The sequence below is a fragment of the Peribacillus sp. N1 genome (assembly GCF_054600815.1).
Genome location: NZ_BAAHZO010000004.1, coordinates 1 through 24,241, shown reverse-complemented (window position 1 = coordinate 24,241; position 24,241 = coordinate 1). Strand labels below are relative to the sequence as shown.

21 protein-coding genes, 1 rRNA gene and 1 riboswitch are annotated in these 24,241 nt (G+C 42.6%); of the genes, 1 reads left to right on the top strand and 21 read right to left on the bottom strand.

What is annotated here, in order from left to right:
• Positions 1-60 precede the first annotated feature (60 nt).
• The 7 genes from ACYP5M_RS15970 to ACYP5M_RS15940 form a co-directional block, all read right to left on the bottom strand.
• Positions 61-1,230 carry a CamS family sex pheromone protein gene (locus ACYP5M_RS15970; RefSeq protein WP_459735246.1) on the bottom strand — a complete coding sequence of 390 codons (1,170 nt, stop codon included), beginning with the start codon at positions 1,228-1,230 and terminating at the stop codon, positions 61-63.
• 11 nt (positions 1,231-1,241) lie between these two features.
• Complete coding sequence (ligA, locus tag ACYP5M_RS15965) at positions 1,242-3,248, bottom strand: NAD-dependent DNA ligase LigA (RefSeq protein ID WP_459735245.1); 2,007 nt, start codon at positions 3,246-3,248, stop codon at positions 1,242-1,244.
• Between the two features lie 101 nt (positions 3,249-3,349).
• The gene (gene pcrA, locus ACYP5M_RS15960; RefSeq protein ID WP_101225015.1) at positions 3,350-5,596 is read right to left on the bottom strand and encodes a DNA helicase PcrA; all 2,247 of its coding nucleotides are present in this window, start codon (positions 5,594-5,596) and stop codon (positions 3,350-3,352) included.
• Between the two features lie 61 nt (positions 5,597-5,657).
• Positions 5,658-6,341 (bottom strand): heptaprenylglyceryl phosphate synthase, encoded by a 684-nt coding sequence (gene pcrB / locus ACYP5M_RS15955; RefSeq protein ID WP_063235730.1) that lies wholly within the window; start codon positions 6,339-6,341, stop codon positions 5,658-5,660.
• Between the two features lie 220 nt (positions 6,342-6,561).
• Positions 6,562-6,876 (bottom strand): YerC/YecD family TrpR-related protein, encoded by a 315-nt coding sequence (locus tag ACYP5M_RS15950; protein ID WP_034306094.1) that lies wholly within the window; start codon positions 6,874-6,876, stop codon positions 6,562-6,564.
• Positions 6,877-6,902: 26 nt separating this feature from the next.
• Positions 6,903-7,940 carry a DUF3048 domain-containing protein gene (locus ACYP5M_RS15945; protein ID WP_101225017.1) on the bottom strand — a complete coding sequence of 346 codons (1,038 nt, stop codon included), beginning with the start codon at positions 7,938-7,940 and terminating at the stop codon, positions 6,903-6,905.
• 43 nt (positions 7,941-7,983) lie between these two features.
• Positions 7,984-9,729 carry an adenine deaminase C-terminal domain-containing protein gene (locus tag ACYP5M_RS15940; RefSeq protein WP_101225018.1) on the bottom strand — a complete coding sequence of 582 codons (1,746 nt, stop codon included), beginning with the start codon at positions 9,727-9,729 and terminating at the stop codon, positions 7,984-7,986.
• Positions 9,730-9,876: 147 nt separating this feature from the next.
• Between ACYP5M_RS15940 and ACYP5M_RS15935 the strand changes: the two genes are divergently transcribed.
• Positions 9,877-10,143 (top strand): YgaP-like transmembrane domain, encoded by a 267-nt coding sequence (locus ACYP5M_RS15935; protein ID WP_459735244.1) that lies wholly within the window; start codon positions 9,877-9,879, stop codon positions 10,141-10,143.
• A gap of 49 nt (positions 10,144-10,192) precedes the next feature.
• On the opposite strand, the gene purD is transcribed toward ACYP5M_RS15935, so the two are convergent.
• The 14 genes from purD to rrf form a co-directional block, all read right to left on the bottom strand.
• The gene (gene purD, locus ACYP5M_RS15930) at positions 10,193-11,467 is read right to left on the bottom strand and encodes a phosphoribosylamine--glycine ligase (protein WP_230177954.1); all 1,275 of its coding nucleotides are present in this window, start codon (positions 11,465-11,467) and stop codon (positions 10,193-10,195) included.
• Positions 11,468-11,486: 19 nt separating this feature from the next.
• Positions 11,487-13,022 carry a bifunctional phosphoribosylaminoimidazolecarboxamide formyltransferase/IMP cyclohydrolase gene (gene purH / locus ACYP5M_RS15925; RefSeq protein WP_230177955.1) on the bottom strand — a complete coding sequence of 512 codons (1,536 nt, stop codon included), beginning with the start codon at positions 13,020-13,022 and terminating at the stop codon, positions 11,487-11,489.
• An 18-nt stretch (positions 13,023-13,040) separates the two neighbouring features.
• Entirely contained in the window at positions 13,041-13,616 is a 576-nt protein-coding gene (gene purN / locus ACYP5M_RS15920) for a phosphoribosylglycinamide formyltransferase (protein WP_101225021.1), read from the bottom strand.
• Entirely contained in the window at positions 13,616-14,641 is a 1,026-nt protein-coding gene (gene purM / locus ACYP5M_RS15915) for a phosphoribosylformylglycinamidine cyclo-ligase (protein ID WP_034306111.1), read from the bottom strand. The genes purN and purM overlap by 1 nt, the downstream gene beginning before the upstream one ends.
• A gap of 42 nt (positions 14,642-14,683) precedes the next feature.
• Complete coding sequence (purF, locus tag ACYP5M_RS15910; protein WP_048680621.1) at positions 14,684-16,099, bottom strand: amidophosphoribosyltransferase; 1,416 nt, start codon at positions 16,097-16,099, stop codon at positions 14,684-14,686.
• Entirely contained in the window at positions 16,084-18,303 is a 2,220-nt protein-coding gene (gene purL / locus ACYP5M_RS15905; protein WP_101225022.1) for a phosphoribosylformylglycinamidine synthase subunit PurL, read from the bottom strand. The genes purF and purL overlap by 16 nt, the downstream gene beginning before the upstream one ends.
• Positions 18,287-18,973, bottom strand: a complete 687-nt coding sequence (purQ, locus tag ACYP5M_RS15900; RefSeq protein WP_048680628.1) for a phosphoribosylformylglycinamidine synthase subunit PurQ — start codon at positions 18,971-18,973, stop codon at positions 18,287-18,289. Before purQ ends, purL begins: the two co-directional genes overlap by 17 nt.
• Entirely contained in the window at positions 18,970-19,224 is a 255-nt protein-coding gene (purS, locus tag ACYP5M_RS15895; protein WP_034306118.1) for a phosphoribosylformylglycinamidine synthase subunit PurS, read from the bottom strand. Before purS ends, purQ begins: the two co-directional genes overlap by 4 nt.
• Positions 19,217-19,936, bottom strand: coding sequence for a phosphoribosylaminoimidazolesuccinocarboxamide synthase (purC, locus tag ACYP5M_RS15890; RefSeq protein ID WP_427574502.1), 720 nt, complete (start codon positions 19,934-19,936; stop codon positions 19,217-19,219). The genes purS and purC overlap by 8 nt, the downstream gene beginning before the upstream one ends.
• A 103-nt stretch (positions 19,937-20,039) precedes the next feature.
• A complete protein-coding gene (gene purB, locus ACYP5M_RS15885; RefSeq protein WP_034306123.1) occupies positions 20,040-21,332 on the bottom strand; it encodes an adenylosuccinate lyase in 1,293 nt (430 codons plus the stop codon).
• The gene (gene purK, locus ACYP5M_RS15880; RefSeq protein WP_459735243.1) at positions 21,329-22,489 is read right to left on the bottom strand and encodes a 5-(carboxyamino)imidazole ribonucleotide synthase; all 1,161 of its coding nucleotides are present in this window, start codon (positions 22,487-22,489) and stop codon (positions 21,329-21,331) included. Before purK ends, purB begins: the two co-directional genes overlap by 4 nt.
• Entirely contained in the window at positions 22,473-22,961 is a 489-nt protein-coding gene (gene purE, locus ACYP5M_RS15875; protein WP_076372819.1) for a 5-(carboxyamino)imidazole ribonucleotide mutase, read from the bottom strand. The genes purK and purE overlap by 17 nt, the downstream gene beginning before the upstream one ends.
• A 179-nt stretch (positions 22,962-23,140) precedes the next feature.
• Positions 23,141-23,242, bottom strand: a riboswitch (purine riboswitch).
• 74 nt (positions 23,243-23,316) lie between these two features.
• The gene (locus ACYP5M_RS15870) at positions 23,317-23,517 is read right to left on the bottom strand and encodes an NETI motif-containing protein (protein WP_452444884.1); all 201 of its coding nucleotides are present in this window, start codon (positions 23,515-23,517) and stop codon (positions 23,317-23,319) included.
• A gap of 473 nt (positions 23,518-23,990) precedes the next feature.
• Positions 23,991-24,106: ribosomal RNA gene (rrf, locus tag ACYP5M_RS15865) — 5S ribosomal RNA — on the bottom strand.
• Positions 24,107-24,241: the final 135 nt, after the last annotated feature.

Here is a 24,241-nt window from a genome sequence, read left to right as displayed (position 1 = left end):
ATACATTCCCATTTAAAAGCGGGACACAAAAAAGATGAAGCCGCTAAGCTTCATCTTTTTTCATTCATATATATGAACAGTTGGTTCGTCCTGATTCGCTTCACGGACTATGAGTGCTTCAGGTCCGTTTACAGAGGTGATGGATACCTGTACGGCAATATAGTTCGGGAAACGTTCCATTACAAGGCCAGCAACATATTGGGTAAAGCCGATCGCTTCGGAGTTCCCATAAAATTGAATGGGGATATCGATGTTCAGACTTTGCAATTGATCATCCATATAGAACGCCCTGCCGATGACTCCGTTAAAGTTAGGGAAGTATTCTTCGACATCTTCTTTAAAGTTCGTGAATGTATTGACGTCATCACGGTATTTTTTTTCAGCCCCTGCAGAAGGAAATAGGAAATACTCTTCGTCCAAGTTCGTCCATTTTCCAATATTGTCAGAGTTTTTATCGATATTCGTATAGGAAATGAAATTCCCAGGGACTACTGAAGATTTTTCATTTTGCTCGAATAAGGCAATCGTAATCGGAACATTTTTCAGCTTGTCCATTTTACGCAGCCTTTTCAGGACTTCTGCAGCAATTTTCTCCCCTTCTTGCTTTAGCTTTTTACTATCGATTTTATTTTCATAGGTGGCACCGAAATCTTCCTTTTGATAGTAATGCACTGAATTCAACGCAAGACCTATTACAACTCCGCCAAGGCTCACTGAATTATCTTTTGTTTTTACCAAGTAATTATGTTCTAAAATATGGGCAAGATAGATCGGATTTTCTTCATTCCGCTTATCAATGTCACCTTTACCCGGATCAACCGGATTCAAGCCAAGGTTCTCTGAGGCTTTCTTCTTCTTTTCTTTCAACTGACTATCGGTATATTTTCTGTTCAGCCAGGAAGATATCGTGGAACTATCTAGCATTTGCCCCTCTTGAAACAGGTAATCTTCCGGGTCGAATTGGGTTTGCGCCAACCGCATCAAACCATTTTCGAATTCTTCAATGTCATATCGGGTATTTAGATTGGATACGACCAAACCGCGTGCTTTTGATGGTTCAAACGGTAGGATTGTTTGATAATATTCTTCCGAAATTTTATACTTCGGAATAATTGCCGATTCTTTTTTGTCTTTGGAGTCTTGAACTACCTCTTGCTTATCCTCAAAACTAGGCGCACATCCAGCAAGAAGCAGTATAAGAATCATCCCCAAAATAGAGTGTTTCCTCATAGCTACACCTCTTATTTATTTAGTTCCTCAATCAGTCTCTCTTCATCCCATACCATGACGCCTAGGCTTTCAGCTTTTTCCAGTTTGGAACCGGCATCTTCGCCAGCTACGACCAAATCGGTTTTCTTGCTGACACTTCCAGCAACATTAGCTCCTAGCGCCTCTAATTTCTCTTTTGCTTCGTTACGTGTTAACTGATGCAATTTCCCCGTTAAAACGACTGTTTTACCGGAAAAAATGGAGTCGATATCTTCTATAGCAACAGCTCTTTGCCCTTTGAAAGTAAGATTCACACCGGCTGCATCCAGCTCATTCAATAATGCATGGACTTCTTCCAATTCAAAATAAGCTACGATGGAATCAGCCATCTTATCGCCTATTTCATTAATGGCCGTTAGTTCTTCACGGCTCGCCTTGCTTAAGGCTTCCATCGTCCCGAATTCCCTCGCAAGCGTCTTGGCAGCTTTGGAACCAACATGGCGAATGCCCAGCCCGAATAGTAATTTTTCCAACGAGTTGGTCTTCGAAGCTTCGATTGCTTGAAGAAGTTTATTGACGGATTTATCCCCCATCCTTTCCAAAGCAATCAGTTGATCGTATGTAAGCTTATAAATATCAGCCACATCTTGTATGAGTTCTTCTTTAAATAACAAGCTAATCACTTTTTCACCAAGACTGTCTATATTCATTGCTGTACGGGAAACAAAGTGAATCAAACCTTCCCGTATTTGTGCAGGACACTTCGGATTGATGCAGCGTAAAGCAACCTCCCCGTCCAGCCGGACAAGTTCACTGCTGCATTCCGGGCACTCAGTCGGCATCTGGAACTCGACTTCTTCCCCTGTACGGCGGTCTGCCAGCACATTGACTACCTCTGGAATGATATCGCCCGCTTTTTTCACGACCACTTGATCTCCGATTCTGATGTCCTTTTCACGGATTAGGTCTTCGTTGTGAAGTGAAGCTCGCTGTACAGTGGTACCTGCTACCCGAACGGGATCCAAAACTGCGGTAGGGGTCAATACACCCGTACGGCCAACATTCAGCTCGATATCCCTTAGGGTTGTAATGACTTCTTCAGCTGGGAATTTATAAGCAATCGCCCATCGCGGACTTTTTGCAGTAAATCCTAATTCATCCTGCTGTTCAAGGGAATCCACCTTTACGACAATTCCATCAATATCATAGGCTAAGTTTGGACGTTGTTCCGTCCATTCTACTATATAGGCCAGCACTTCTTCTATATTCGAGCATCTTTTTCTTTCCCGATTCGTCTTAAATCCGAGTCGATCCAATAAATCCAGACCCTCACTGTGGGAACGGACCCCTGTTTCGCCCAAATCGGCAATCGCATAAAGGAAAATATCCAAGTTACGTTTCGCAGCAAGTTTTGGGTCAAGCTGCCTTAACGAGCCCGCAGCTGCATTTCTTGGGTTTGCAAATGGTTCCTCACCGCGTTCTTCCTTAGCCTTGTTTAATGATTCGAATGATTTTTTTGGCATGAAGGCCTCACCGCGCACTTCAATGGCAACCGGCTCCCGCAGCTTCAATGGAATCGATTTGATCGTTTTTAAATTAGCGGTAATATCTTCACCGATCGTTCCATCTCCACGGGTTGCCCCTCTTACGAAATATCCATTTTCATATTGAAGAGTGACGGCAAGTCCATCAATTTTCAATTCACATACATAGGAAAAATCGTCACCTACAGATTGTCTGACCTTTCTGTCAAAATCCCGTAAGTCACTTTCATTGAAGGCATTGCCTAAACTAAGCATTGGTGTGGTATGCTCCACTTTTTCAAACATATCCAAAATGGCGCCACCGACCCGTTGTGTCGGTGAGTCCGCCGTTTGCAGTTCCGGAAATTTCTCCTCATACTCAATAAGTTCACGGAGCAGACGATCATATTCAGCATCAGGTACTGATGGCTGGTCCATGACATAATATTCATAGCTGTATTGGTTCAACAACGTTTGCAGCTCTAGAATTTTCTTCTCTGCAGCTTGTAAGTCCATACGTTCAATCCTTTCTAAAGAAGACTCCACCGCACTTCTTATAGAAGAGCGGTGTCTAAAGTCAGATATCCCTATTCTTTACCAGTGGAAGCATATTAATCTTAAGCCTTTTCAACTGGTGCAAATTTCGCCAATAGCCGCTTGATTCCGATTGGACTTGGAAAGGCTATATCCAATTCCTTCCCTTCACCTTCCCCTTTTACGCTCACCACGGTTCCTATTCCCCATTTTTTATGGGAGGCACGGTCACCGACAGCCCAGCCGATCTCTTCGCCGCCCGTTGCGGATGGCGCAGAAACAGCTCTTCCGAAGGCAGGCACTTTTCTTGTTGAAGCAGTTGAAGGAGATCCGGTTCTCGAAGAACTGAAAGGTGTTTGCCTAGCTCTAGGAGCCGGTTTCGGTTTTAGATCTTCAAGAAGTTCCTCTGGTATTTCACTAATGAAACGGGAAACGGGATTCATGCTCGTCCGTCCATACAATGTCCGCATTTGGGCATTGCTTATGAATAGTTCATTTTCAGCCCTTGTAATTCCCACATAAGCCAGACGGCGTTCTTCTTCCATCTCCTCTTCATCCATAAGCGATCGGCTGTGAGGGAATACCCCTTCTTCAAGGCCCAATAGAAAGACCACCGGATATTCAAGTCCCTTCGCTGAATGCAGCGTCATCAACGTTACCGTATTTGTAGCTTCTTCAGTATTCTCGTCAAGTTGGTCTATATCTGCAACCAACGCAAGGTCAGTCAAAAAGCCCACCAATGATTTGTCTTCGCTGTTATCTTCGAATGCTTTCGTAACAGATAAAAACTCATCTATATTTTCAAGGCGGCTTTGTGATTCAATCGTTTTTTCTGCCTGCAGCATCTCACGGTAACCGGTTTTCTTAATGACTTCCTCCACAAGTTCCGTTACGGATAAGTATTCCTGCTGATTTGTATAGTTAGTGATCAGCGTATGGAATTCCCTTGCCGCTTTGGTAGCCTTCCCGCTTATCCCTACCATTTCCACAGATTCCAGTGCTTTATAAATGGAAACATCATATTGATCTGCATAATCTGCCACTTTGTCCATTGAAGTTGCACCAATTCCCCGTTTTGGTACATTGATTACACGGCGAAGACTGATGTCATCATCAGGATTCGCAATAAGGCGAAGATAGGCAAGTAAATCCTTAATCTCTTTACGGTCATAGAACTTGGTGCCCCCGACTATTGCATAATTTATATTGGATTTAAGCAGAACTTCCTCCATGACACGTGATTGTGCATTTGTTCTGTAAAGTATTGCTATATCTGAATATTTCCGGCTGCCATCCTGGACTAACTCATTTATCTTTCCGGCTACGAATTGCGCTTCCCCTTGTTCATTGTCTGCACGGTAATAGAATATCTTATTGCCATCTGCATTCTCTGTCCAAAGATTTTTCGGCTTCCGGTTTTGATTGTTATCGATGACCTTATTCGCCGCTGCAAGAATCTTTTTCGTCGAGCGGTAATTCTGTTCAAGGAAAATCATGTTGGCATTCGGATAATCCTTTTCAAATGAAAGGATATTCGCGATATCCGCACCGCGCCAGCGATAGATCGATTGATCGGAATCCCCGACAACACAGAGATTACGGAAGCGTGAAGCCAGCAGTTTAACAAGCATGTATTGAGCCCTGTTCGTATCTTGATACTCATCAACATGAATGTATTGAAATTTACGCTGATAATATTCAAGCACCTCAGGTACGAGCTGGAACAATTGAATCGTCATCATGATCAAATCATCGAAATCGAGCGCTGAATTTTTACGCAGCCGTTTTTGGTATTCCGTATATACATCGGCAGTTACTTTAGTGAAGTAATCAGACGCCGTCTTCAGGTACTCTTCCGGCCCGACCAATTCATTTTTCGCTGAACTGATGCTACCCAAAATGGCACGATAATCATATTTTTTTGTATCCATATTACGGTCTTTCATGATTTGTTTTATGACCGATTGCTGATCCGTCGTATCCAATATCGAGAAGTTTCTATTAAATCCGATACGGTCGATATCTCTTCGTAAAATACGGACACACATCGAGTGGAAAGTCGAAATCCAGATATCTTCGGACGCACCGCCAAGTATGGCCCGGATCCGCTCCTTCATCTCACGTGCCGCTTTGTTGGTGAACGTGATTGCAAGGATGTTCCAAGGCGCTATTTCCTTCTCGACCATCAAGTAAGCTATTCGGTGAGTCAGCACACGCGTCTTTCCACTTCCTGCCCCAGCCATGATTAAAAGTGGGCCATCAGTTGCTTTCACTGCTTTTTGTTGCTGTTCATTCAAACCTATTAGTAATTTTTCCGCTAAATATTGCATTATCACACCACCTATACGAACATTCGTTTCTGTTTTAGTATACTATATTTATTACATGTTTTCATTTAACTGCCGAAACTGTTGCAAGTGCCACTTTCAAATCTTCATAAATCACATTGCCGACAACGATGACATCCGCAATCTTGGACATCTCTTTGGCCTGTTCAACTGATTTTATCCCACCGCCATAGAATAGTACGGTATCCTCCAAACTCTCTTTGGCAGCTTCCACCATCTGGACATCGCCATAATCACCGCTGTATTCCAAATAAAAAATCGGCAGGTTGAACATCTTTTCTGCCATCATCGCGTATGCACCCACATCATCCATATCCAAATCGGTATTGGCTTTCGTCAACTGGGCCGCCTTGCACTCAGGATTCAGGATACAGTACCCTTCAACGAAAATTTCATCCCAATTCAAAAGGTATCCATATTCCTTGACTGCTTGCTGATGCAGTTTCATCATCCAATCCGGGTTGGTGCTATTCAGGACACTCGGAATGAAATATAAATCAAACCCTGGCGTCACGGTTTCAACAGAAGAAATTTCCATCACACATGGGACGGTATATCGTCTGACACGTGCCATTAAATGAAGCACATTCTCTAGCGTGATTCCATCCGTTCCCCCGACCATGATTGCATCAGTACCGGATTCACAGACTTTCTCTAGGGCCTCATCACTTATTTCTTTATTTGGATCGAGTTTGAAAACATGTTTCCACTCGCGAAAATCGTACATTATAATCCTCCATTCACACTTCCCATTACACCATTATAGCATTAAGATTTTTCATTAAAAAAGAGAAGTATCGATAAAATGTTATTACCAAATGGAACCTCTGAATCTAAAATCCAATATAACACGGATACGGTTGAAAGACAGCCGGCAAAGAGAGCCCTGAACTCAAAATAAAAAGCCGGGAAATGAATTCCCCGGCTTTTTATTTTGATCGAAAGAATTAGGATTCAGTTGTTTCCTCAACGTTATCCTTAATACGGTTAAGTGCCATGGAATAAGCATCATTTCCGTAATTCAAGCAGCGTTTGACCCTGGAAATCGTAGCCGTGCTTGCACCCGTTTCCGTTTCGATTTTATGATAGGTTTTACCTTCTTCAAGCATTCGGGCTACTTCAAGACGCTGTGCCAGTGATGAAATTTCATTAACTGTGCATAAATCATCAAAAAATCGATAGCATTCGTCCAAATCACGCAAGGAAAGGATCGACTTAAACAGCTGATCCGTTTCTTTTCCTCTTAACTTATCAATTTGCATGTTACTCCCCCTCAATTTCATGGGTATCAAAATGAGACGTCTCCAACTAAACCAGGTTCATCCGGAATAATATTGATCCAGGTTTTCCCTGGAATCAACCCTACTTCTTTATCGTTTTTCACTGGTATAATCCGACCATCCTTATTAACCCATTCTACTTCATTCGCTTTTCCTTTTTGAAGTAAATAACCATTTCCGCCACTTTTCAAGTCGATTTTACGACGCCCTTTATCGTCGATCACTTGATGAGCAGCCTCAATGATCAATATATTATCCAGTAAAATAGGTTTATTCGATTTATGCTCGACTGTTTGCTCTCCGTTCGAATAACGTTTATATTTCTCTTCCGTGGCTTCGTATTCATACTGTACATCATACTCGTCTGATCCGTAGGAAACCTCGGTTTTCAATGCCGGTTCCCCTTGAAGTCCAGCTGCCTCTTCCTTTGTAAGGAAAGCATAATGCTCCGGTGCACCATTCAACTCATATCCCTTTTCCTTCGCGCCTTTTTGGATATCCTCAAAGGAAGTGTAGGAATTATGCGGTGCTTTTCGATCTGCCGAACGTTGAAACAAAGTACCATCATAATATAATCCGTTCAAGTTATCAATATACCCTTTGTCCAGCATGGTTTTTGCCTCGGGGCTGTTTCCATGACAGACATAGATGCAATCAAGGCCTTTTGCCAATTCGATATAATAGTCCCTTGCACTCCGGATCGGACCGATTTGGCTTGGCATTTCACTTTGGAAGATGGCTAAAAATCTGGTTATATCACCTTCTGCGAGCATTTCAAAGACGATATCCGCTTCTGAGAGGCCCGATTGTGGGCGTGCTTCCGGATGGTTATTAATCATCACTGCTGCAGCCCTGCGCTCACTGTCTTCATCGGTGGCTATACCTGTTAGTGGAAACTCATTGGAAGGTTCATTTTTCACATCTGTATTTTTGATGACAGCTTGGTCTTTCGGCTTATTGTCATCCGATGCAGAATCTTCTTTTGTAGAACATCCTGCCAGCAGTAAAATAGCAATAACGATGAAAAGAACTCTCTTTAGGTTCATCTTTCCACTCCTCTGATTTATTAGCCATTTCTTCTCTTATATTTTAACGCATTATAGTAGGAAAGAGTATAGTTTTATTCATTACATCATATACTCCTCGCTGGGTTAGCCTTATATATGGGAGATGGGTTGTCGAAAAGAACGAAAGGGTGTAAACAGGATCGGCGAAGCGATAACCTCTCTCACGCAGTAAATGTTTCAATTCATTTTCTTCTTCTATCAGTTCTGGAACCTCCTTGGTGGACATGACCCCCTTTAATTTCAGAGGAAGTTCATGAATCACCTTGCCTTGTTCCGTTAAAATGATTCCACCGCCGATTTCCTTAAGCCGGTTAAATGCCAAATGCATATCCTTTTTCCTTTTACCGATTAGTATGATGTCACCTGTATTTGTGTAAGAGCCGGCGAAGCCGCATAATTTGTCCGCAAACCCTTTTAATATCGTATTGATGCGCCATTTCCCTTCCCGATCGATAAGCATGAAAAAGCATTCATCATCCTCAAAGTTCAGTTCTTCATGGCCAACATCATTGGCAAGCGAGTACGGTTTTGTAATTACATTATTGACCAATTCAATTCCAAACGGCATGGAAAATTCAAAATCTTCCTTTAAACTAAGATCCCAATCAAGATCGAGCGGTTTAAAATCGAAATCACTCCATTCGATTTCCTGTTTATCCGGAATGATTTCACCATCCCTTTTAACCCATTTCCCTTTTGCCATTACCGAAACCGGTGCAGGTTCCTTTACATCGGTCAGGAAGTTGATGTTCGCTACCCTTCCAGTGGCAATATTGCCATGAAGGTATTCGATATTATAATAACGTGCGATGTTGATAGTTGCCATATTGTATGCATCGATGACCGGAACGCCATGCTCTATCGCTATTTTGATCAAGCAGTCTATGAAACCACCTTCATAAAAGGACGGCGGCGATCCATCTGTCGTATAAAAGAATTTGTCATAATGATCGATGCCCAGTTCATGGATTTCCCGTATCAGCTTTGGTAAATCCGGACGGATCGAAGAATGTCTTAACGATACATAATAGCCCTGCAGCAAGCGCGACATTACCTCATCACCTGTCATTGCCTCATGATCACAATCGGCTCCGAACAAGGTCATTTTTGCTAAAGTCTTCTCTGAAGCACCTGGAAAGTGTCCTTCTATTTTCTTCCTCATTCGCTTGGCTTCCTGAATCCAGTGCAGCATCATGTCATCCCCATCGAGAAGCTTCGGCCATCCAGTCAGTTCCCCGCCCTGTAATACGGCATCATGCTCCAGCCATGATTTAACGGCCCCATGGGAAAAGACCATATCTTCATCGATCAATTCCGTTTGTCCGTCAAAACGGCTCCACCAATACATTGTTACAGGAATGTTACGTAATTCTTTCAAAAGAGAAAACGCTTTCTTTTTATCTAACTGCAATAGAAACGGCAAGTTATCATTGATCAATGTCGTTGTGCCAAAATGAGATGCATAACGTGAAAAAGAAAGGGGATTATATAATTGAGAAGGGTGTGAATGCGGCTCAATATAACCCGGGACCAAGTACTGGTTTGTACAGTCTACCATTTCACAGCGGTCTATATTATCAGGAAGCTTATCGCCGACATATATGATGCGATCATCATATATCCATATATTCGCCTTCACCCATTTTCGTAATGCCTGATTTAAATAAGTCGTATTTTTAAGCAGAATGTGTGGTGCCCTATTGCCATCCAGCACATCTATATGTTCTCTTAGATGTTTATTTTTCCATCTATAGCGCTGTTCAAGCATAAAACATTCCCCCATAAGTTATTAGAAACAGATGTATTAAAAAAACCATTTTCAATCCAATTTTATTTCATAGTAACATACTTACCCCATTAGAACAGTAATGTTATCCAGAATATTGTTAAATTTTTGTGAAGGGATGGACTTTAAATGAAGTTTAAACAAAATATCAGTATAATAAATGCATTAATGCGAATTACCTGTGGTTTTACATTTTTAACATGGGCCATGGCTAAAATGGTGAAAAAACCATGGAAAAACCAATCTTACATAATCGTGGTGATGCTTTCTGCCATGAAAATAGGCGAAGGCATACTCCGCTATTGTCCTGTCGTCGATGCGATGGAAAACGGACAGAACTTGATGAAAAGTGAGCCAAAACATGAAAGTGAATCCAATCAATCTGATTCATATTAAGTTTTTTCTAAAGAAGAAGCTGACTCCGCTTAGAGTCAGCTTCTTTATATTATGATGAAAAATTGTATTTTATTGCTCGGTAGCCAATATCCGTTCGCCAAAATAAACCGTCTTTCTCAATATGCCCTAACTCTTTATATACTTCAGCTTGCGCAGAGGCCAAATCTTTCCCTTTTGCAGCAACCAGAAGTACACGTCCGCCATTCGAGATGAAGTTCCCTTCATTATTGAGAGCCGTTCCAGCATGATAAACATGGGCTTTCGGATCAATCTTTTCCAAGCCTTTAATGATAGATCCCTTTTTATATTCCCCTGGATATCCATCAGCTGCGACGACCACTCCAAGCACGGCTTCTTCATGCCATTCAAGTTGTAAATCCTCTCCAGAAAGAACCGCTTCAAGCGTATCCACGAAGTCTGTTTTTAGGCGCGGTAAAACGACTTGCGTTTCCGGATCGCCAAAACGGGCATTGAACTCAATGACTTTTGTGCCTTTTTCAGTAGCGATCAACCCGGCATATAATATTCCTGTAAAACTCCGATTCTCAGAAATCATCGCATTTACAGTGGGCTTAAGAATCGTTTCGACTGCAGTCTGGATCATTTCATCGGAAATTTGCGGCACCGGTGAGTATGCACCCATTCCACCTGTGTTCGGACCCTGATCTCCATCGAAAACCCGCTTATGATCCTGAGCAATGACCATCGGATACACTTTTTCCCCATTAACGAATGCCATCAATGAAAATTCTTCGCCATCAAGGAATTCCTCAATAACGACTTTGGCAGATGCTTCCCCGAACTTTGCCCCGACAAGCATATCATGGATGGCATCTAACGCCTCTTCCAGCGTCATAGCAACTACGACACCTTTTCCAGCAGCCAAACCATCCGCTTTTATGACGATGGGTGCACCCATTTTTTCGATATACGCCTTTGCTGAATCATAATCAGAGAATGTTTCATATTCCGCTGTCGGAATGCTATAGTTCTTCATTAAATCTTTAGCAAAGGATTTACTTCCCTCGATGACAGCAGCACGGCCATTAGGGCCAAATACCTGTAATCCAGCCTCCGCAAAATCATCGGCAAGTCCATTCAACAATGGTGTTTCGGGCCCGATCACCGTTAATGCAACTGCATTATTTTTGGCAAAGGCAACCAATTCCCCGTGATTGTTTTCATCAATTGGAACAAGAGTCGCTACATCGGTCATCCCTGGATTTCCCGGTGCTGCAAAAACAGTCCCAACCCGTTTACTTTCAAATAGTTTGCGGGCTATGGCATGCTCCCTGCCGCCCCGGCCAATTACTAGTACATTCATTATCGCACCTCGTTTTTGATTAATGTTTAAAGTGACGAATTCCTGTAAACACCATTGTAATCCCATATTCATCAGCTTTCTTGATCGAATCCTCATCTTTAACAGATCCACCAGGCTGAATGATTGCCGTGACGCCCGCTTTTGCTGCCGCTTCTACAGTATCATCCATTGGGAAGAATGCATCTGATGCCAATGCACTTCCTGTCGCTCTTTCCCCAGCTTGTTCCAGAGCAATTTTTGCAGCTCCCACACGGTTCATTTGACCTGCGCCAACACCTAATGTCATTTGATCGTTACAAACCACTATTGCATTCGACTTGACATGTTTCACGATTTTCCAGCCAAGTTCCATGGCTTTCCACTCTTCAGGTGTAGGCTCACGTTTCGTTGCCACTTTTACCTCTGCATCCTTTAAGCTATGTGCGTCCCGATCTTGAATAAGTAATCCGCCTTCAATGGATGTCAATTTACGTTCAGGCTTTTTAACCGCGTCAAAATCGATCGTTAATAAACGTAGGTTTTTCTTGCTTGTCAATACTTCCACTGCCTCTTGTGTAAACCCAGGGGCAATGATGATTTCAAGGAAAATTTCATGAAGCTTTTCCGCAGTTGCTTTATCGACTTCACGGTTCAAAGCGATGATCCCACCGAAAATGGAGGTGGCATCTGCCTCATAAGCTTTTTCATATGCTTCCAAAATGGTCGCACCGACACCGACGCCGCAAGGATTCATATGTTTGACTGCAACTGCAGCAGGCTCATTGAATTCTTTAACGATTTGAAGTGCTGCATCAGCATCATTGATGTTGTTGTATGATAGTTCTTTTCCATGTAATTGCTTCGCTTCTGCAATTGAGAAAACGGAACCAAGCGGTTTTTTATAGAATGCGGCTTTTTGATGTGGATTTTCCCCATAACGAAGCGACTGTTTCAATTCATAGGTAACAGTCAATGATTCAGGATTTTCTTCATCGGCAAGCTCTGTCATATACTCTGAAATAACTGCATCATATGCTGCCGTATGACGGAAAACTTTTGCAGCCAGGCGGCGATTCGTGGTTTTTGCTACCCCGCCGTTTTGTTTCAGCTCAGCCAATACGGTAGGATAATCATTGGAATCAACGATAACAGTCACATATTCGTGGTTTTTAGCAGAAGAACGAAGCATTGTCGGTCCACCGATATCGATGTTTTCAATAGCATCTTCCACAGTGACTTCCGGTTTGGAAATAGTCGCTTGGAATGGATATAGGTTTACACAGACAAGTTGAATGGGTTCAATGTTATGCTCAGCAAGCTGTGCTGCGTGACCTTTGTCATCATGTTTTGCCAACACTGCTCCATGGACATTCGGGTGAAGCGTTTTAACACGTCCATCCAAAATTTCCGGGAAACCGGTGACGTCACTGATTCCAATAACCTCAATACCATTTTCCTGAAGCGTTTTTTTGGTACCGCCTGTAGAAATGATTTCAAAACCTGCTTCAATTAAACCTTGAGCAAATTCTACGATACCTGTTTTATCCGATACACTAATTAATGCGCGTTTCTTCATGTTATGTTGGTCCCTCCATTAAGTAAGTTTCTTGTGGCATAGCTCCTGCAAAACTGATGGATACAAGTCATGCTCCATTTCCTGAATCCTTTTCTGAAGGATGTCTTTCGTATCCCCTTCAAGAATTGGCACTGTTTTTTGGGCAATGACCGGTCCTGTGTCCATTCCATCATCAACATAATGAACGGTTACCCCCGTTTCCTTCACTCCGGCATCAAAAGCCTGGCCAATTGCATCCTTGCCTGGAAAACTTGGCAGAAGTGAAGGGTGGATGTTCACAATCCTCTGTGAATACTTTTGTAATAATGTCGGACCGATCAAACGCATATAACCAGCAAGAATGATGAACTCTATCTCATACTGGCGAAGTTTTTCCAGGATTTCCGATTCATATTCAGTCTTGTTGGAGTAATTCTTTGCTGAAAAGGAGAAAGAGTCAATATTCTCAAGCTTTGCTCTCTCAAGCACATATGCGTCTTCACGATCGCAAACGACAAGACAGATTTCCGCCTCCAACTTTCCACTTTTTATTGCTTCAGCAATTGATTGAAAATTACTACCGTTACCTGATGCAAAGACAGCAAGGCGTTTCATTATTTGAACGACACTCCATTTCCATCCACGATCGTTCCAATAATTGAGGCTTCTTCACCGCAAGACTTTAGGTGGGCTAGCACATCCGATGCCACTTCTTTTTTGACGACAGCCGTCATCCCAATACCCATATTGAAGATATTGAACATTTCCTCTTTTACAAGGTTTCCTTTTTCTTCAAGGAATGAAAATATAGTTGGAATTTCCCAGCTTCCAAGCTCGATTTCAACACCGCATCCTTCAGGAAGGATACGCGGAATATTCTCGATGAATCCTCCACCGGTGATATGGGCAAGACCATTAACCTCAAATTTTTCCAACGTCGATAAAACGGACTTCACATAGATTTTCGTCGGTTTTAATAATTCCTCTCCCAACTTGCAATCCAGTTCCGGTACGAAGTCATGAAGCCCCATACCTGAGTCTTCAAGAAGGATCTTACGAACAAGGGAATACCCATTACTGTGTATGCCGCTTGAAGCGAGTCCAATAACGACATCACCAGCCGAGATCGCTTCACCAGTAATCAGACGTGATTTTTCAACGGCACCTACAGTAAACCCTGCCACATCGTATTCTTCCGTCTCATACATGCCCGGCATTTCAGCCGTTTCTCCGCCGATTAAAGCACAGCCCGCCTGCTCACAGCCATCTGCAATTCCTTTGACGATCATTTCAATTCGTTCAGGATCTGCTTTACCGCAGGCAATATAATCTAAAAAGTATAAAGGTGCAGCACCTTGAACGACAACATCATTGACGCACATAGCTACACAATCCACTCCAATTGTATCGTGTTTATCCATCATGAACGCCAACAAAAGTTTTGTACCCACTCCATCCGTACCAGAAATGAGCACAGGTTCTTTAAGGTTCAAGGAAGATAAATCAAACATGCCGCCGAAACCGCCCAGACCATTCATTACTTCTGGACGAAATGTGCGCTTTACATGTTTCTTCATTCGATTTACCGCTTCATAACCAGCCTCAATATCCACACCAGCCTGTTTATATGCATTAGCCATTTGAAATCCTCCTCCGAAAATCAATCATCATTGCCGACTTGATTAACATTTTGTTTTTTCTCGTTCGTATTCAAAAATTTCAGTCGGATAATTTCCGGTGAAACAAGCTAGGCATGAACCGCGCGTTTCTCCAGGAAACGGTCGTCCAATCGCTTCGACCATACCTTCGACACTTAAAAAAGTTAAGGAATCAGCTTCAATGATTTCCCTTATTTCCTCCACCGATTTTGAGCTTGCAATCAGTTCTTCCTTTTTAGACGTGTCTATGCCATAAAAACATGGATTCTTGATCGGTGGTGAGCTGATTACTACATGCACTTCTTTCGCTCCGGCATCTTTTAACATGCGGACAATCCTTCTGCTCGTTGTCCCACGGACGATTGAATCATCAACCATTATGACCCGCTTGCCTTCCACTACCCCTCTTACAGGTGATAGTTTCATCTTTACGCCTTGTTCACGCAGACTTTGTGATGGCTGAATGAAAGTCCGTCCAACATAACGGTTCTTTATTAAACCCATTTCATAAGGAATGCCTGCAGCTTCAGCATAGCCAATCGCTGCCGAGATGCTGGAATCAGGTACACCTGTAACTACGTCTGCTTCAATTTTGGTTTCGAGTGCCATTTGCTTACCAAGGTTTTTACGTGCCGTATGAACATTGATACCATCAATGTTGCTATCCGGACGGGAAAAATACACGTACTCCATCGTGCACATTGCCTGTTGGCTGGAAAGCGAAAAGTATTCGGATGTGATTCCCTCATCATTAATGACAACCAGTTCTCCCGGCTCAATATCGCGGATGAATTCTGCACCTACAATATCAAGTGCACATGTTTCAGATGCAGCGAAATATGCATCGCCTATTTTCCCCAAGGAAAGTGGACGGAAGCCATGCGGATCTCTTGCCATGATCATTTGGGTTTCGGTCATGATGACAAAGGCATAGGCTCCCTTCAGCATGCTTAAACTGTTCTTCACGGAATCTCTTACATCCGAGTAGCCGGAGCGTTTAATCAGATGTGCCAGAACTTCCGTATCAGAGGTCGTTTGAAAAATGCTTCCTTGTCCTTCAAGCTGTGCTTTTAATTGATGGGCATTGACGATATTCCCATTATGAGCAAGGGCCAGCCCCCCTGTATGAGAATTGAACAGGAAAGGCTGAACATTTTGATACCCGCCGCCGCCTGCCGTTGTATAACGGACATGGCCTATTGCCGCTTTACCGCTACCGGAAAGTGCCTGCATTTTTTCCGCAGTGAATATCTCTGTGACAAGTCCTTCGCCCTTAGAGATGGACATCTGCTCACCATCCGTCACGACGATGCCCGCTCCCTCTTGACCACGATGTTGCAAGCTATGCAAACCGTAGTAAGCAAGCTGCGCTGCATCGGGATGTCCCCAGACTCCAACAACACCACACTCTTCGTTTAGGCTTCTTATTTCAGCAAGCATGGTATGGCTCCCTTCCAAGCTGTTTGTAAATCTTCAACGTCCGCTTCCAACACTTTGCTATCACTTGTTGCTACGACTAATTTATTATCAGCCGTTACTGAGCCTATGCAAATCGCATCTTCAACAAGAGCTTCAAATGACGCTTGATTATCAGGATTGATGGACAGTAAGAATCGTGATTGCGTTTCACTGAATAATTCAGATACAGGTTCCCCGGATATATTCACTTTTGCCCCTAGTTTGCTAGCCCCGAATAAAGATTCAGCTAAAGCCACAGCCAAACCGCCTTCCGAAAGGTCATGGGCTGATGCAACAAGTCCTTTTTGAATTGCCGTCAGAATTTGCTGCTGACGTTTTTGTTCAAGGTCCAAATCAAGTTCTGGAGCGCGTCCAAAGATTTTACCCTCGAGCATTTTCTGTAATTCACTGCCTCCGAATTCAACTTTCGCTTCACCGACCACGTAAATCAAATCGGATTCATTTTTAAATGTTTGTGTTGTGATGTGCTTAAGGTCATTGACTAGACCAACCATTCCAACTACAGGCGTCGGATAAATCGCTTCACCATTCGTTTCATTATAAAGGGAAACATTTCCGCCGATTACAGGAGTACTTAAGCTTCTGCATGCTTCACTCATACCGTCTGCCGCTTTTTCCAGTTGCCAGAATATTTCTGGTTTTTCTGGATTCCCAAAGTTCAAGCAATCCGTAATCGCTAATGGTTCCGCACCCGAGCAAATAATGTTACGGGCTGCTTCAGCCACAGCGATTTTGCCGCCTGTTTCAGGATCTAAATAAATAAAGCGGGAGTTACAATCCGTCGTCATGGCAAGGGCTTTATTCGTACCACGTACACGCACTACCGCTGCATCCGATCCAGGTGAGACGACTGTATTCGTGCGGACCATGTAATCATACTGGTCGTAGACCCATTCCTTACTCGAAATTGTCGGTTGCTTCAATAGTGATACCAATGTTTCTTTATAATCTTCAATGACTGGCACTTCTGCTGTCATGCTTTGGAAGTCACGGAAATATTGCGGCTCTGCAGATGGCTTGTGATAAATAGGAGCTTCTTCAGCCAATGCATCAACCGGAACCTCAGCAACGATTTCACCTTGATGGGAAAGGGTTAGGTTTTTATCATCCGTCACTACACCAACAGCAACCGCTTCTAGGTCATATTTCGTAAACAAGTCGACGATTTCCTGTTCGCGTCCTTTAGTGACAACGATCAGCATCCGCTCTTGTGATTCAGATAGCATCATTTCATATGCTGTCATTCCCGTTTCACGCTGCGGTACCAAATCCAGGTTCATTTTTATTCCTGAGCCAGCTTTACTCGCCATCTCGGCAGATGAGCTTGTAAGACCTGCTGCTCCCATATCCTGAATGCCAACAAGGGCATCATTTTGAATCAATTCAAGGCATGCTTCCAAAAGCAGCTTCTCCATGAATGGATCGCCTACTTGTACGGCAGGCCGTTTCTCTTCCGAAGACTCTGATAGCTCTTCAGATGCAAATGTTGCTCCATGAATACCATCACGTCCAGTTTTGGCACCCACATACATCACTGTGTTGCCCACTCCATGCGCTTGGCCTTTTTTAATGTCCTTATGATCGATCAAACCGACACACATTGCATTGACAAGAGGATTTCCTTCATACGATGGATCAAATTGAATTTCTCCGCCGACAGTTGGAATTCCGATACAATTCCCGTATCCTGCAATCCCTGCAACCACTTCTTTAAATAAATATTTCACACGATCATTGTCTAGCTCACCGAAGCGAAGCGAGTTCAACATCGCAATCGGACGGGCTCCCATGGAGAAAACATCACGGATAATTCCGCCGACACCGGTAGCAGCACCTTGATAAGGCTCTATTGCCGAAGGGTGGTTATGACTTTCAATTTTAAAAACGACAGCCTGATCGTCACCGATATCAACGATACCTGCTCCTTCACCAGGACCTTGTAGCACTTTCTCCCCTGTAATCGGGAATTTCCTTAAGATGGGTTTTGAATTTTTGTAGGAACAATGCTCTGACCACATAACCGAAAACAATCCAGTTTCCGTATAATTCGGCAGTCTGCCTAAGATTTTCTCCACCATTGCAAATTCATCATCGGATAGTCCCATTGTTGCGTACAATCGATCCGATTTAATTTTTTCCGGACTTGGTTCAAGCTGTAATAACATGTGATTCCCTCCAGTTTTTTACGATGGATTGAAAAATCTTTAAGCCGTCTTTACTGCCAAGCAGCGAATCAACAGCACGTTCGGGATGAGGCATCATTCCGAGGACATTTCCTTGTTCATTTGTAATTCCCGCTATTTGCTCCAAGCTTCCGTTTGGATTTTCACCATCATACGTGAACAAGATGCGGTTATTTTGTTTTAATTCAGCCAATGTCTCATCATCGCAGTAGTAATTCCCTTCACCATGGGCAACTGGGATCGTAATCGTTTCATTTAATTCATATCCTGTCGTGAACATCGATTGGTTATTTTCAACCTTCAGTCCTACATTGCGGCAAATGAATTTCAAGCCTTCATTACGGCGCATCGCACCAGGTAAAAGTCCTGCTTCAAGTAAAATCTGAAAACCATTGCAGACACCCAATACAGGCTTTCCTGCTTGTGCCGCTTTTACGACTTCTGCCATTACATTCGAAAATCTTGCAATTGCTCCAGAGCGTAAATAGTCTCCATAAGAGAAACCTCCAGGAAGAAGAATCCCATCATACTGATCTAGATTGTCTGTAGAGTGCCAAACATACTCCACTTCTTCCCCCAGTGCATCCTTTATCGCATGGTACATATCGACATCACAATTGGAACCAGGGAAAACTATGACAGCAAATTTCATTGGGTGATAACCTCCTCAACATCATAGCGGTAAGCTTCAATTACCGTATTGGCCAATAGTTTTTCACACATTTCCTTTACAAGTTGATCTAAATCACGATCCGTATCCTTAATTGTAAGTTCAATGTATTTCCCCACTCGAACATCACTGACTTCGTTATAAGTCAAGCTATGAAGTGATTGTTGCACTGCTGCTCCCTGTGGATCTAGTACACTTTCGCGTAGTGTGATATATACTTTAACCTTATACATGTTGAGTGCCCTCCAACTTTGCTAGTATTTTTTCGTAAGCATCTGTTAAACTTCCTAAATCACGGCGGAATACATCTTTGTCTAACTTTTCGTTTGTTTTAATATCCCATAATCGGCAGGTATCAGGTGAAATTTCATCTGCCAGCAGAATGTCTCCATTCGAGGTTTTACCAAACTCTAATTTAAAATCAATCAATTTAATGTCTAACTCTTTAAAGAAGGAAGTTAAGACGATACTGATTTCTTCTGCCTTTTCTTTTAAAATCGCTACATCTTCCTTGCTTGCAAGTTCCAATTCTTCAATATGGTCTTCCGTTAACAGAGGATCGCCGAGTTCGTCATCTTTATAGTAAAACTCAATCAGCGTTTTCTTGAGCGGCTGGCCTTCTTCAATGCCAGTTCTTTTAGAAAAACTGCCGGCAGCCGTATTTCTGACAACGACTTCAAGTGGAATGATGGATACCCTCTTGACTAGCTGCTCCCGGTCGGAAAGCATTTCAATAAAATGGGATGGGATATTCTCTTGGGCAAGCTTTGAAAATAGTAAGCTAGTAATTTGATTATTCAACTTACCTTTTCCGGCAATCTCTGACTTCTTCTCACCATTAAACGCTGTTGCCGAATCCTTGTATTCCACCCAAACTATTTCACTGTTGTCCGTTGCAAAAATCTGTTTCGCTTTTCCTTCATACAACAATTCTCGTTTTTCCATCTGTCCAGACCCCCACATTGTGAATATTATGAATCTTCCTGCCATTGATCAGGCTTGGCAAACATATCACCGTTTAAAGGTGCCATGTTTGCCGCCTTCACTTTTATAAACCTAAACGATCAAAGATTACATCAACATTTTTCAGGTGATGTGTAGGATCGAAACAATCATCAAGTTCTTCTTTCGTAAGCAAGCTTGTGATTTTATCATCCTTTTCGATCAGGCTTCTGAATGGAACCTGAAGCTCCCATGCTTCCATCGCTTTCGGCTGAACCGTATCATAAGCTTCTTCACGGACAAGTCCTTTATCGATAAGGGAAAGCAGTACACGTTGTGAGAAAATCAATCCAAGCGTACGGTCCATATTGCGTTTCATATTTTCTGGATAAACGGTCAAGTTCTTCACTATGTTGCTGAAACGGTTCAGCATGTAGTTTAATGCGATCGTTGCATCCGGCAAGATGATGCGCTCAGCAGAAGAATGCGAAATGTCACGTTCATGCCATAATGGCACATTCTCATATGCTGTCATCATGTAACCGCGGATTACACGAGCCATACCCGTCATATTTTCAGAACCGATTGGATTCCGTTTATGAGGCATTGCCGAAGATCCTTTTTGTCCTTTTGCAAAGAATTCTTCCACTTCACGTGTTTCACTTTTTTGCAAGCCGCGAATTTCAACTGCGAATTTTTCAATTGATGTCGCAATTAAAGCCAATGTGCTCATATAATGTGCGTGACGATCGCGTTGCAATGTTTGTGTTGAAATTGGTGCTGCTTCAAGGCCAAGCTTTTCACAAACGAATTTTTCAACGAACGGGTCGATGTTTGCGTAAGTTCCGACAGCTCCAGAGATTTTCCCAACCTCAATGTTCTTTCTAGCTTCTTCAAAACGTTCTACATTTCGCTTCATTTCTTGATACCAAAGAGCCAGTTTCAACCCAAAAGTGGTCGGTTCAGCATGAACTCCATGTGTACGTCCCATTTGAACCGTGTATTTATGTTCTTTCGCTTTATTTTTCAGGATCTCCACGAAGTTATTTAAATCCTTGGCAAGTATCTCATTCGCTTGCTTTATCACATATGAAAGAGCTGTATCCACCACATCAGTGGAAGTCAGTCCGTAATGGACCCATTTCCGTTCTTCTCCCAATGTTTCAGAAACCGCACGTGTAAAAGCAACAACATCGTGGCGTGTATCTTTTTCGATTTCATTGATACGGTCTACATCGAATGTAGCATTTTCACGAAGAAGCTTCACATCTTCTTTAGGAATGACACCTAGCTCAGACCATGCTTCACAAGCTAAGATTTCAACTTCCAACCACGCATTAAAGCGGTTCTTTTCTGTCCAAATGTTTCCCATCTCTGGGCGGGTATAACGTTCAATCATTTTACTTCCTCCGTTTCAACCTGTTGATTCCATATTTTGCTTCGATCACTTTCCAAAAGAGCTTCCTCAATCGTTGGACGTAAAATATTCACATGACCCATTTTCCGCTTAAGCTTGGCTTCTTTCTTACCGTAAAGGTGAACCTTCCAATCTGAAAGCGTCGGAATTTCATCCATTAAGGGCTCGATATGCTCACCAAGGATGTTTATCATTACCACAGGCTTCAATAACTCCGTATTGCCGAGCGGCCAATTGCAGACAGCCCTTATATGCTGTTCGAACTGTGAAGTCTCACATGCTTCCATTGTATAATGGCCTGAGTTATGAGGTCTTGGCGCTAATTCATTAATGATGATATCATCCTGAGCGGTTAAAAACATCTCGACCGCCAATGTCCCCACCAAATCAAGTTTCTCTGCAAGCTGCAAAGCTTCATTAATAGCTTTCCGCTCAGCTTGTTGACTAATACGGGCGGGAACAATGCTTTTATGAAGAATGTTTTCAACATGAATGTTTTCCGCAATCGGAAAATGACTTGTCTCGCCATCTGTCTTACGCGTCACGATAATGGATATTTCTTTTACGAAAGGAATCCAGGCTTCCAGCACACATATACCTGTTTTGAGCAGGGATTCAGCCTTTTTGATGTCGGCTTCTTCCTTAATGACCAACTGCCCTTTTCCATCATAACCGCCCCGCGTCGTTTTTAACACACTAGGGTACCCTAATTTCTCTATATGAAGGTGAATTTCTGAAATATCCTGTATTTCCTGATATGGAGCAACGGAAGCTCCTGCATCAGATATGGCTTTTTTTTCAGTCAGTCTATCCTGTGTCAGCTTTAATAATTCTGAGCCCTGTGGAAGAAATGCATGTTGCTTTAACCAATCCAGTGCTTCTGAACTGATATTTTCAAACTCGTATGTTATGACGTCACTGACCTCAGCCAACCTTTTCAATGCTTCGATATCATCATAAGCACCAGTGATTTCAATATCCGCCACTTGAGCACATGGACCTTCTGCTGTCGGCTCAAGGACCGCTATCTTAAAGCCAGATGCCTTAGCCGATAAGGCCATCATCCTGCCCAATTGTCCACCGCCGATTATTCCAATGGTCTGTCCCGGTAAAATGATTGTATTATTTAAGTTGTTCACTGCTCTGTAACACCTTTTCTCTGGTTTCGTTTCGTAAAGCCTCTAACCTATCGGCAATGTCAGAATCAAAAGCTGCTAATATTTGAGCCGCAAACAAACCGGCATTGACTGCGCCCGCTTTTCCGATCGCAACCGTTGCAACCGGTACGCCACCAGGCATTTGAACAATCGATAATAACGAATCCATCCCATTTAATGCCTTCGACTGTATTGGAACGCCTATCACGGGGACAATCGTTTTAGCGGCTGTCATACCTGGAAGATGTGCAGCCCCGCCTGCTCCGGCAATAATCACTTTTATATCTCTATCTTTTGCACTCTCTGCATATTCAAATAGTAAATCCGGCGTCCGGTGGGCGGAAACGACTCTTTTTTCATAGGGAATCTCAAGTTGTTCCAATGATTCACAAGCGTATTTCATCGTTTCCCAATCCGAGACACTTCCCATAATAACCCCTACTTGCGGTTTCATATCATCTTTCCCTCCAACACTCATATTATGGCGTCCCGGGTATGCAGACGGACGCTTATCATTTTTATCTATAACATGTAAATTAAAAAACCGGACAGGTTGCTTCCTCATCGAGAAAGCAACCTGTCCGGAAAAGAAAGCCCTTTTGAAAAAACAAAAAGACTTGGCTAGTTTCCGAAATAGTCAGATGCTTTTCTCATAGTCCGATGATTTACGGTCATCAGGTAGAAACTTTTGGGCCATATCCCCATGATTATATGAGATGTATTAATGTAACTTCATCTTACCTTCCGGCCATTTTAATGTCAAGTTAAAATCGAATATTTTTACATGATATTAATTAATCGTTCGTGTTTTACTCAATTAATTTTGCTTCGAATACAATTTTTCGATCAACTGGCACATAATGGACCTTGCCATTCTCGATTCTCTCGGCAAAGATAGGCTCTTCCGTTCTCCTTACAGGAAAGTACCCCGCCACTTTAATTCGATCTAAACATGCATCAATTGTCTCGCCCTCGATAACTTCAAACTTTTCCTTACTCTTTTTACCCACAGTACCGATTCCTTCCATAATTCTATTTTTTCTGTCTTCTTCTTTAGCATCCAACTTGCATTATTAAAATTATTAAATTCTTCCCAGTATAATGAAAAGAACAAGTAAAGACAAGTTACATTTCAAAAAAGAGGATTACATTATAATGAAAATTCCATAATGCCTAAGATTATGATATCCCTGTCTTCCGTAAAAGCACCTGCACCCATAAATTATACATCTCCTTCAATATCCTACCCTTCTTCCCCTCTCAATTACCATAGCCTTATTCATGAAATTAACCCCTGCTCCATATTCGTATCTTGCTCTCGCGAATTATTTCAATTCAAGTAAGACCTAATTTAAAAGTCAGCTTTTGTAATTTGAGAGGATTTAACGCAGGTCGATTAGATGTAATTTACGTCACTCCTCCCTGAAAGCCGAAAATATTGCAATACAAAAAAAGACCAGCCTAATGGCTGATCTTTTGAATGGCTTGGCGGCGTCCTACTCTCACAGGGGGAAACCCCCAACTACCATCGGCGCTGAAGAGCTTAACTGCCGTGTTCGGAATGGGAACGGGTGTGACCTCTTCGCTATCGCCACCAAACATATAAGGAACGTTGTTCCTTCAAAACTAGATAATAAGAAGGTATTTCATTTTTTAAAAAGCGTTGGTTAAGTCCTCGATCTATTAGTATCAGTCAGCTCCACATGTCGCCACGCTTCCACCTCTGACCTATCA

What these genes read in the sequence shown, in the direction of transcription:
- ACYP5M_RS15970 (WP_459735246.1), bottom strand. Translation starts at nt 1,230, where the DNA reads ATGAGGAAACACTCTATTTTGGGGATGATTCTTATACTGCTTCTTGCT.
- ligA (WP_459735245.1), bottom strand. Translation starts at nt 3,248, where the DNA reads ATGGACTTACAAGCTGCAGAGAAGAAAATTCTAGAGCTGCAAACGTTG.
- pcrA (WP_101225015.1), bottom strand. Translation starts at nt 5,596, where the DNA reads ATGCAATATTTAGCGGAAAAATTACTAATAGGTTTGAATGAACAGCAA.
- pcrB (WP_063235730.1), bottom strand. Translation starts at nt 6,341, where the DNA reads ATGTACGATTTTCGCGAGTGGAAACATGTTTTCAAACTCGATCCAAAT.
- ACYP5M_RS15950 (WP_034306094.1), bottom strand. Translation starts at nt 6,876, where the DNA reads ATGCAAATTGATAAGTTAAGAGGAAAAGAAACGGATCAGCTGTTTAAG.
- ACYP5M_RS15945 (WP_101225017.1), bottom strand. Translation starts at nt 7,940, where the DNA reads ATGAACCTAAAGAGAGTTCTTTTCATCGTTATTGCTATTTTACTGCTG.
- ACYP5M_RS15940 (WP_101225018.1), bottom strand. Translation starts at nt 9,729, where the DNA reads ATGCTTGAACAGCGCTATAGATGGAAAAATAAACATCTAAGAGAACAT.
- ACYP5M_RS15935 (WP_459735244.1), top strand. Translation starts at nt 9,877, where the DNA reads ATGAAGTTTAAACAAAATATCAGTATAATAAATGCATTAATGCGAATT.
- purD (WP_230177954.1), bottom strand. Translation starts at nt 11,467, where the DNA reads ATGAATGTACTAGTAATTGGCCGGGGCGGCAGGGAGCATGCCATAGCC.
- purH (WP_230177955.1), bottom strand. Translation starts at nt 13,022, where the DNA reads ATGAAGAAACGCGCATTAATTAGTGTATCGGATAAAACAGGTATCGTA.
- purN (WP_101225021.1), bottom strand. Translation starts at nt 13,616, where the DNA reads ATGAAACGCCTTGCTGTCTTTGCATCAGGTAACGGTAGTAATTTTCAA.
- purM (WP_034306111.1), bottom strand. Translation starts at nt 14,641, where the DNA reads ATGGCTAATGCATATAAACAGGCTGGTGTGGATATTGAGGCTGGTTAT.
- purF (WP_048680621.1), bottom strand. Translation starts at nt 16,099, where the DNA reads ATGCTTGCTGAAATAAGAAGCCTAAACGAAGAGTGTGGTGTTGTTGGA.
- purL (WP_101225022.1), bottom strand. Translation starts at nt 18,303, where the DNA reads ATGTTATTACAGCTTGAACCAAGTCCGGAAAAAATTAAATCGGATCGA.
- purQ (WP_048680628.1), bottom strand. Translation starts at nt 18,973, where the DNA reads ATGAAATTTGCTGTCATAGTTTTCCCTGGTTCCAATTGTGATGTCGAT.
- purS (WP_034306118.1), bottom strand. Translation starts at nt 19,224, where the DNA reads ATGTATAAGGTTAAAGTATATATCACACTACGCGAAAGTGTACTAGAT.
- purC (WP_427574502.1), bottom strand. Translation starts at nt 19,936, where the DNA reads ATGGAAAAACGAGAATTGTTGTATGAAGGAAAAGCGAAACAGATTTTT.
- purB (WP_034306123.1), bottom strand. Translation starts at nt 21,332, where the DNA reads ATGATTGAACGTTATACCCGCCCAGAGATGGGAAACATTTGGACAGAA.
- purE (WP_076372819.1), bottom strand. Translation starts at nt 22,961, where the DNA reads ATGAAACCGCAAGTAGGGGTTATTATGGGAAGTGTCTCGGATTGGGAA.